At 33.2% G+C, this 8,821-nt stretch carries 9 protein-coding genes; all 9 read left to right on the top strand.

The window, feature by feature from the left end:
- The first annotated feature begins 76 nt into the window (after positions 1 to 76).
- Positions 77 to 529, top strand: a complete 453-nt coding sequence (locus TH606_RS10680; protein ID WP_068543902.1) for a phospholipase D-like domain-containing protein — start codon at positions 77 to 79, stop codon at positions 527 to 529.
- A gap of 10 nt (positions 530 to 539) precedes the next feature.
- Positions 540 to 1,484, top strand: a complete 945-nt coding sequence (locus tag TH606_RS10675) for a sulfite exporter TauE/SafE family protein (protein WP_068543901.1) — start codon at positions 540 to 542, stop codon at positions 1,482 to 1,484.
- Complete coding sequence (locus TH606_RS10670; RefSeq protein WP_068543897.1) at positions 1,484 to 2,260, top strand: TIGR02186 family protein; 777 nt, start codon at positions 1,484 to 1,486, stop codon at positions 2,258 to 2,260. Before TH606_RS10675 ends, TH606_RS10670 begins: the two co-directional genes overlap by 1 nt.
- 16 nt (positions 2,261 to 2,276) lie before the next feature.
- Complete coding sequence (locus tag TH606_RS10665; RefSeq protein ID WP_068543895.1) at positions 2,277 to 2,648, top strand: hypothetical protein; 372 nt, start codon at positions 2,277 to 2,279, stop codon at positions 2,646 to 2,648.
- Complete coding sequence (locus tag TH606_RS10660; protein ID WP_331710697.1) at positions 2,579 to 4,666, top strand: PEP/pyruvate-binding domain-containing protein; 2,088 nt, start codon at positions 2,579 to 2,581, stop codon at positions 4,664 to 4,666. Before TH606_RS10665 ends, TH606_RS10660 begins: the two co-directional genes overlap by 70 nt.
- The gene (locus TH606_RS10655; protein WP_068543890.1) at positions 4,653 to 5,051 is read left to right on the top strand and encodes a response regulator; all 399 of its coding nucleotides are present in this window, start codon (positions 4,653 to 4,655) and stop codon (positions 5,049 to 5,051) included. The genes TH606_RS10660 and TH606_RS10655 overlap by 14 nt, the downstream gene beginning before the upstream one ends.
- A complete protein-coding gene (locus TH606_RS10650; protein WP_068543886.1) occupies positions 5,052 to 6,500 on the top strand; it encodes a sensor histidine kinase in 1,449 nt (482 codons plus the stop codon).
- The gene (locus TH606_RS10645) at positions 6,487 to 7,836 is read left to right on the top strand and encodes a sigma-54-dependent transcriptional regulator (protein WP_068543883.1); all 1,350 of its coding nucleotides are present in this window, start codon (positions 6,487 to 6,489) and stop codon (positions 7,834 to 7,836) included. Before TH606_RS10650 ends, TH606_RS10645 begins: the two co-directional genes overlap by 14 nt.
- A gap of 260 nt (positions 7,837 to 8,096) precedes the next feature.
- A partial coding sequence (locus TH606_RS10640; RefSeq protein ID WP_197460570.1) for a cache domain-containing protein occupies positions 8,097 to 8,821 on the top strand: 725 nt, incomplete at its 3' end.

Genomic DNA, 8,821 nt, shown 5'->3' with positions numbered 1-8,821 from the left:
CCTGCGGACACAGTTGACGAAACACTATGTTGTTGCTATTTTTTGAACAAAAATTTTCTGGGAGAAATTTATAAAAATGGTCAGAGACATAATTTTGGTTTTGCCAGAGGCTTCTTTGATTCTTTGGGGTGGTTTTTGTGCTTTACAATTGGCTAAACGAGAAGGTGGTAAAGTTTATGCTTTGCTAGACATAAATGGAGAGCCCTCTCCAGAAGTAACTAAACTTCTAGCCAGATTGCGTAGCAAAGCCGAAACAGAAGAAATAGACCTAAAAATATATCTTTCCGATGATAAGAAGCTGGAAAGTGCCCTACTCGACTTACTGAAGCGCAAAGATACCGTCCAAATATTAGTAGCAGTTAAAAATAGAAGTCAAATTAAATACACAGAAAAATGGATAAAAGAAATAGAAAAAAAGCTAATTGAGCAGCCAGATTGGCCTTATTCTCATCTCCAATATTTGGTTGTTCCTGAACCAAACGATACAGAATCACAAAAAAACATTGAAGCTTATTATAAAAACAAATAAGGAGGAAGACATGTATATTTACTTACCTATTGCTTTAACGAGTGTGAACATTTTCTTGATTGTTGGTCTAGGACTAATGGTTGGATTGCTTTCTGGACTATTTGGTGTAGGAGGAGGTTTTTTAATGACTCCCCTTTTAATTATGATAGGTATACCGCCTACGGTAGCTGCTGCCACTGATGCCAACCAAATTGTTGCTGCTTCTTCCTCAGGAGTAATTGCTCACTGGCGCCTTGGTAATGTTGATTTCAAAATGGGGTTATTGCTTTTGATTGGTGGTTTTACAGGAGGCGCATTGGGTGTTCACATAATCAAAATACTGAAAGCTATGGGAAATGCCAACTTTCTTATCAAAATCACTTATGTAGTTATGTTAGGCTTGGTAGGTGGTTTTATGTTTGTGGAAAGTCTAATTGCTCTTCGCAAAAGCAAACATAAGGATAATCCTGGAGCCACGGCTATTTCTTCAGGAGAAATGGTGGTAGAAACTAAAAAAAGATCTTTTTTAAGGAGCCTTCCCTTCCAGGTTTATTTTGAAAAGTCTGGCGTTTCTCATTCAGTCATAGTTCCTGTTGCTTTGGGCATGTTGGTAGGAATTCTTGCCGCTATCATGGGAGTGGGTGGTGGCTTTCTTATGGTGCCAGTAATGCTTTATTTTCTTCGCATGCCCATGCACGTTGTAGTAGGAACCAGTCTTTTCCAGATAATGTTTACCTGTACAGAAGTTACTTTTCTTCAAGCCTATGCCAACCATACTGTAGATTTCATTTTAGCTATTCTCTTGCTCTTAGGTTCTACTTTTGGAGCTCAAATGGGAGCTAGGATAGGACGGCGCTTAAAAGGAGATCAATTGAAAATTCTTCTTTCGCTTATAATCCTAATCATAACAGTAAAAATGTTACTCAGCATAGTTATGAAACCAGATATTTTACTTTCTTATAAAGGAGGACACTAATGATGGGTAGAAAAAAATTATTTCTTTTTGTCTTTATTGTTGCTATCTTATTGATAAGATTACCAAAAGCCCAAGCTACTCTTTCTTTCAAGGTAGTTCCTAATTATATTCCCATACATTTTTTTTATAATGGAAAAGATTTTGAGATTTCTGGTCATACAGATTATACTGCAGATTATATAATTATCATTAAAGATAAATCTGAAAAAAAGTTAGTATTAAGACGTAAAGGTAAAGTAAAGGGTTTATTTTGGATGAATGTTGGCGAAATATCCTTTGAACCCATTCCTATAGTTTATATGGTTTTTACTGATAAACCTATTGACAAAATTTTAAACAAAGAAGAACAAAAAAAATATGGTATTGGTTATACTGCTCTATTTGACGGAGTAAAAATAGAAGGAGTTCCTGAAAGCCAAAGAACAAAATGGATACGAGAGTTTATTAAATTTAAAGAACATTTAAAGCTCTATCGCCAAAATATTAATAGTATAAAAGTTGAAACTGGGAAAAGTGGTTCAGATTTTATTTTGCATACTCATTGGCCTTTTCAGGTACCACCTGATAATTATACCGTTACAGTATACGCTATAAAAAATGGCCAAATAGTTGAAACTAGCACTAATATTATTAAAGTTCAAAAAGTAGGTCTTTTAAAGAAAATTACAGAATTAGCTTTAAAAAAACCAGCTCTCTATGGAATTATAGCTATATTAATTGCAATAATAGCTGGTTTAGGAGTAGGTATGATATTTGGTGGTAAAAGTAAACATTAGATAAGCTCAAAAAATTATGAATCTTATTAAAAGATTAGGTGATATCTTTAAAAAAAAGCAAAATAATCAGAAACTAATTTCTATACGTTCTATATTTAATAGATTTAGAGCAGTAATTGATTCTAATACTAAAGCATTGGAGCTCATAGCTGATATGGGGGATAAGCTGAGTGGAGACTATATCTTTGATATAGCCTATATTCGTCAGATATCCCGAGATCTTTCTGAAGCAGTATTTCGTTCTATACACAATTTAAATGTTTTATGCCGAAATAAATATGAGATTCTTTATCAAATATTTGACGAAATTAACACTCAATTAGAAAATTTGATAGAAGGGAAAATACAAAATGGCCCTTTGGTATTGAAGACAGGGATAAAAATTTAGAAGACAAAAGAAAAAAAGTTGAAAAAGCAATTCTAGAAAGCAAAATAAATCCCTCGTTAGAGGAAGCTTTATCCAGTGCTTTATTACGATATAAAGAAATTTGTGGTGATCGTCCGCTAGTAGTTCGTTCCAGTGCTCAGGAAGAAGATCAGGAATTATCTTTTGCTGGATTATTTAAAACAGTAATAAATGTCCCCCCTACTCTACCCATTCTTGAAAAAGCTTATAAACAGGTAATAGCTAGCCTTTTTAGTTCTAAGGCTCTTAGTTATGCCAAAAGTTTTGGCTCCTATTTTCTTGACATGCCTATGGCTGTAGGCTTCTTAGAACTTTTAGAAGCTCGTACTAGTGGTGTAATGTTTACGGTAAATCCTCAAGACATTAAACTGGAAACTCTTTTAATTACCGCTAATTGGGGGCTGGGAATATCAATAGTTGAAGGCACTTTTCCTTTAGACCATTTTATTGTATCTCGAAATAATCCTAATCGTATTTTACATAAAAAAATATCCGAAAAAAATTACTATTTTATTACTAATAAAGATGAAATTATTAAAAATAGCTTACCAGAAGATATAAAAAAAGAACCGTGCCTTCTTGACGATGAAATTAAAGCCCTAGCCAAGGCGGGTTTATTGCTAGAGCGTTATTTCAAACGACCACAAGATATAGAGTGGGTTATTGATACTAAAGGATCACTTTATATACTGCAAAGTCGTCCGTTAGTTATCTCAAATAAAGTTTTAGAAGAAAGACCCCTTCCAGAAATTAAGCAAAAATATGAAGTAATCACAGAAGATAAGGGATTTGTTGCTCACGGAGGGATAGCTTTAGGCCCTGTTTTTCTTTTACAGAGTCTGAAAGATTTAGATGAGTTCCCAGAAGGAGCTGTTTTAGTAGCCAGACGGGACTCTTCACATTTTGTAAAAGTTATGCCTAAAGCAGCCGCTATTTTAACAGATATAGGTTCTCCCACCAGCCACATGGCCACTCTGTGTAGAGAGTTTCGTGTCCCCACTATTGTGGGAATGAAAAATATTACCAAACTAGTAAAACCCGGTGAAGTTATTACTGTAGATGCTGATGATAACTGCATTTATCGTGGCCGGGTAGAAGAACTGCTTAAGTTTCAGGCTGTTTCTCAACTGAACCTCGCAGACACTAAAGAGTTTCGTCTTTTACGCAAAATATTGCACTTAGTATCTCCTCTTAACTTAGTAGATCCTTTAATAAAAGATTTTCGTCCCGAAGCCTGTAAAACTTTTCATGATATACTACGTTTTTGTCATGAAAAGGCTGTCCAAGAACTCGTCAATGTAGGGAAAGACGCCAAAAATTTACTTGACAGGCATGTAACAAAAAAATTAAAACTAGCTATACCAGCTGGCATATTAGTTATTGATTTAGACGGCGGATTGACTAGCGAATCTCAATCTAAAGATGAAATTACTCTGGAAAATATAGAATGTTTGCCTTTTAAAGCCGTTCTTAGGGGCATGCTTACTCCGGGAGTATGGCAAACTGAAGCGGTTAAAATGGATTTCAAAGATTTTATATCTAGTATGATAAAAACTCCTGCTATATCTCCACATTATATAGGAGAAAATATAGCTGTCATCTCAACTTATTACTTAAACTTAAGTCTTCGCTTTGGTTATCACTTTAATATTTTAGATACTTATAGCTCCCCCAATACACGAGAAAATCATATTTATTTTCGGTTTCTTGGCGGGGCTACAGATATGGCTAAAAGAAGTCGTCGTATTCAGCTAATAAAAAAGATACTTAGTTATTATGATTTTAATGTTACTACTAAAGGCGATTTATTAATATCTAGAATAACTAATTTACCATTAAAAGAAATAGAAACACTTCTTGAAATGATTGGTCGACTAATTGGTTTTACTAGACAACTTGATGTTTTTATGGAAAATGATTTATCAATAGAAAGGGCTTTCGAAGGATTTATATCAGGAAATTATAGGCTCAATATTAGGAGGAAAAATGTCAGTCAATAAATATAGAATTATGATAATTGATGATGAGCCCATTGTAGTTAAACGACTTAAATTAGTTTTTGAAAAAATGGGATATGAAGTTCTGGTACATACCAGCGGGAAAGAGGCTTTAGAAACCTTAGAAAAAGAACCATTTGATATAGTTATAACAGATCTCAAAATGGATATAGATGGTTTTGAAGTTTTTGAGAAGGCCAAAACTTTAAACCCTAAAGCTAAAATTATCATTATTACCGGTTACGCTGATGCTCAAAGTGCCCGTCGAGCGGTAAAAGAAGGAGTATTTGATTTTATTCCAAAACCTTTTCGTCTAGATGATCTTAAAAAATCTGTTATGCAAGCAATTGAGCAACTTGAGAACCATACCAAAGGAGAACGGTTTTAATTGCTAAGAAACAAATATATAACACTAAAAAAAGCTATATATATTGCTGTTATTTGTTATACTTTAATACTATTATTCATAGTAGCCACAAGCTATATATGTATTAAAAAATTAGATCAAAAAGTCTATTTATGGATTCAACTTGAAAATATTGACAGGCAGATATTAGAAGTCCGCAGGTATGAAAAAAATTACTTGCTATACCATAATAAACAAGATCTTATATATGCAATGGATTATATTGAAAAGCTAGAATTAGAACTAGAAAAAAACAGTAAATTTATAAAAAATTTAGATACTAAAAATAAAATTGATGAACTTAAAAAAACAATAAATAACTATAAAACAATTCTGGAAAATTTTATAGAACAGGAAAAAATTAGTACAGCACAGGCTAAAAAAATAAGAAAGGAAGGGCATAAAATCGTTGTTATCTTTAATGAAATTAGAAATAAAATAATCCAAAAATTAGATGATGAAATAAAAAAATATTCATTAGTTCCTATATTAATAATTTTTATAGTCTTATTAATTGCTCCTATTGGGGCATATATTTTAGCTATCTGGATAATTAAACCTATAGAACATCTAGCATATTATGCTTACCAAATAACAAAAGATCAAGCAAATTGCATTCCAGAATACGAAAAATGGTTCATAAAATATAAAGAATATGAACAGTTAAGAAAGGCTATTAACCAAATGATAAACTCTTTAAATAACAAACAACAAGAATTAATACAAGCAGAAAAAATGGCAGCTATTGGAACTACTATATCAGGAATTGCTCACGAAATAAACAATCCTTTAAATAATATCTTTTTAACAGCAGAAATTATTATTGATAGTTTTGAAGAGCTAAATCAAGAAGAAATACAGGAAATGTTGCAAGATATATATAAAGAAGCTGAAAGAGCTAGAGAAATAGTAGCTCATTTATTAGAGTTTGCTCGCAATAAAAGAGAAAGTAATCTTGAAAATATAGACCTAAGAAAGCTGGTCAAAGAAACTCTCAAATTAGTAGCAAATGAAATAGCCCTAAAAGGCATAAAAGAAAAAATAATATTACCAGAAGAAGAGGTCTTTGTTAAAGGAAACTTCAATCAGCTACAACAAGTATTAATTAATATTATAACAAATGCTATACAAGCTATGAATAAAGGAGGTAAGCTTGAGATTAGAGTAAAGAAAAAAGACTACCAAGCTGTTATAGAAATTTCAGATACAGGACCGGGTATTCCTGAAGACATTAGAAAGAAAATTTTCGACCCCTTTTTTACTACTAAAGAAAAAGGAACCGGCTTGGGACTTTCAGTTTCTTATAGTATTATCCAAAAACACAAGGGACAGATTGAAGTAGAAAGTGAAGAAGGGAAAGGAACTATTTTTAGAATTTTATTACCTGTTTATAGAAAACAAGGGAGGGGCAATGTAGATGGCAATAGATAATCCTCCTCGTTTAGTAATTATTGATGATGACCAGATTACTTGTAAGCGGCTTAAAACAGCTCTCTCCAAAAAAGGTTATGAGGTCTACACCTTTACTAAAGGTTTACCTGGCTTGAGCTTTATCGAAGAAAATTTTTGCAATCTGGTAATAAGTGATATCCGCTTGCCAGATATTGATGGTCTAATGTTGCTCGATGAACTTCATAAAATTTGTTCTGCTTTGCCGGTAATTTTAATTACCGGTTACGCTTCTATTCCAGGAGCAGTGGAGGCAACCAAAAAAGGGGCTTATTATTATTTGCCCAAACCTTTTAATTTAAAAGACTTATACGCTTTAATCGAAAAGGCCCTTAAAGAAAGCGAAGGGCTAGAAATATGTGAAGAAAGATTAAAAATTAAACAACGTCGCTGTTTTGCTGGGCTCATTGGGGAAAGTCCAGCCATGAAAAATCTATTTGATAAAATTCTAAAAATTGCTCCTTTAGATTGTAATGTACTCATTGAGGGAGAATCGGGAACTGGAAAAGAACTTATTGCCCAAGCCATTCACTATTTAAGTCCTCGCAAAGACAATCCTTTTGTGGCTTTTAACTGTGGAGCTTTTAGTGAAGATTTAGCTGCTAATGAGCTTTTTGGTCACGAAAAAGAAGCTTTCACCGGAGCAGTAAGTAAGCGTATCGGGCTTCTAGAAGCAGCTAATGAAGGGACTCTTTTTTTAGACGAAGTGGGAGAGTGCCCGCTCTCTCTTCAAGTAAAGTTGCTAAGAGTCCTTCAAGAGCGCCAGTTTTATCGTTTAGGAGGAACAAAACCAGTAGATATTAACATACGTATTATTGCGGCTACTAACCGCAATTTACGAAAAATGGTTGAAAACAGTCAATTTAGAGAAGATCTCTTTTTTCGTTTAAATGTAGTAAATATAAAAGTTCCGCCTCTACGAGAGCGCAAAGAAGATATTCCTGCTTTAGTTATTCATTTTTTAGACAAATATAATCAAAAATTCAAAAAAGATGTACAAAAGGTTTCTCCTGATTTTATAAAAATATTATTAAACTATTCCTTTCCCGGAAACGTCAGAGAATTAGAAAATATTATAGAACAAGCCGTAGCCTTATGTGATAAAAAAACATTAGAAGTAGACGAGCTTCCTCCAGATTTGAAATTGATAGGTAAAAGCCAACCAGAAATCCAATTTTTACCTTTAAAAGAATATGAAAGACAATATATAAGAAGTATTCTCTATCTTACTGGCTTTAACCAAAAAGAAGCTGCTAAAATCTTAGGGATTTCTCGTACTACTCTGTGGCGAAAGATGAAAGAATTCAATATGCCTTAAGTCTTTTTTATTACCCCCTATCCAAAAGAGCAAGCAAAAGCAAGAAGCGATTATCTTTTACAGAACAAATGTCATTACCAGATTGCGTAGTCGTTAAAGAAATCTTGCACTAGGGACCAGTGCTTCCTAGCGGCCAAGATTGCTTCGCTCCGCTCACGATGACAAATTTGTGTCCCTAAAATTTAAAATTTTAGCCAATATGTCCGAAATTAAATAAGATATTCACTAGTCTATCACCAAAATTTTAGCCGGAGGTATTCATGAAAAAATTAAGTATCAACAAGTTCTTTACGATTCAGGTTGTTTTGATAGTTATTTTAGTTTCTTTATTAGTGGGCTGGCAAAGTTATCAGAACTATCGTATGCTTGATGCTGCTTACCGTATGCGCATTCAAGATCTGGTAAAAGAAGCCTATTCTATTCTTGATTTTTTTCATCAAAAAGAACTTTCTGGAGAACTTACCCGGGAACAGGCCCAGAAAATGGCCAAAGAAGTGCTAGCCAAACTTCGCTACGGTAGCCAAATGAAGGACTATTTTTTCGTAATTGGCGACAATCCAGATAAAGTCATAATGATAATGCATCCTTACAAACCTAACCTAAATGGAAAAGATATAACTGACATTAAAGACCGAAAAGGAAATAGGCTTTTTTATGAAATAGCCAAGGTAGTTCAAGAAAAAGGAGAAGGTTTTACTCGCTATTACTGGCAATATGAAGATAATGCCAACTTGATAGAATCAAAATTGACCTTTGCCAAAGAATTTAAACCCTGGAGATGGATTATTGCTACGGGTTTCTATGAAAAAGACTTTAAAGATTTATATTATATAGCTTTGAAAAAAACTTTAGTTTCGGGAATAGTTATCATATTGATACTATTTTCAAGTATAACATTTTTTGCTAAAAAGATTAGATCAGATGTAAATTATCTATTATCTAGTATTAACAAAATCATAGTGTTTCGTCAACTGTGTCCGCAGGA

Source organism: Thermodesulfatator autotrophicus, from assembly GCF_001642325.1.
In the GTDB taxonomy this organism is placed as follows: Bacteria; Desulfobacterota; Thermodesulfobacteria; order Thermodesulfobacteriales; family Thermodesulfatatoraceae; genus Thermodesulfatator; species Thermodesulfatator autotrophicus.
The sequence above is the reverse complement of the archived record's forward strand: the minus strand, read 5'-3'. Positions and strand labels throughout refer to the sequence as shown.

What these genes read in the sequence shown, in the direction of transcription:
- TH606_RS10680 (WP_068543902.1), top strand. Translation starts at nt 77, where the DNA reads ATGGTCAGAGACATAATTTTGGTTTTGCCAGAGGCTTCTTTGATTCTT.
- TH606_RS10675 (WP_068543901.1), top strand. Translation starts at nt 540, where the DNA reads ATGTATATTTACTTACCTATTGCTTTAACGAGTGTGAACATTTTCTTG.
- TH606_RS10670 (WP_068543897.1), top strand. Translation starts at nt 1,484, where the DNA reads ATGATGGGTAGAAAAAAATTATTTCTTTTTGTCTTTATTGTTGCTATC.
- TH606_RS10665 (WP_068543895.1), top strand. Translation starts at nt 2,277, where the DNA reads ATGAATCTTATTAAAAGATTAGGTGATATCTTTAAAAAAAAGCAAAAT.
- TH606_RS10655 (WP_068543890.1), top strand. Translation starts at nt 4,653, where the DNA reads ATGTCAGTCAATAAATATAGAATTATGATAATTGATGATGAGCCCATT.
- TH606_RS10645 (WP_068543883.1), top strand. Translation starts at nt 6,487, where the DNA reads ATGGCAATAGATAATCCTCCTCGTTTAGTAATTATTGATGATGACCAG.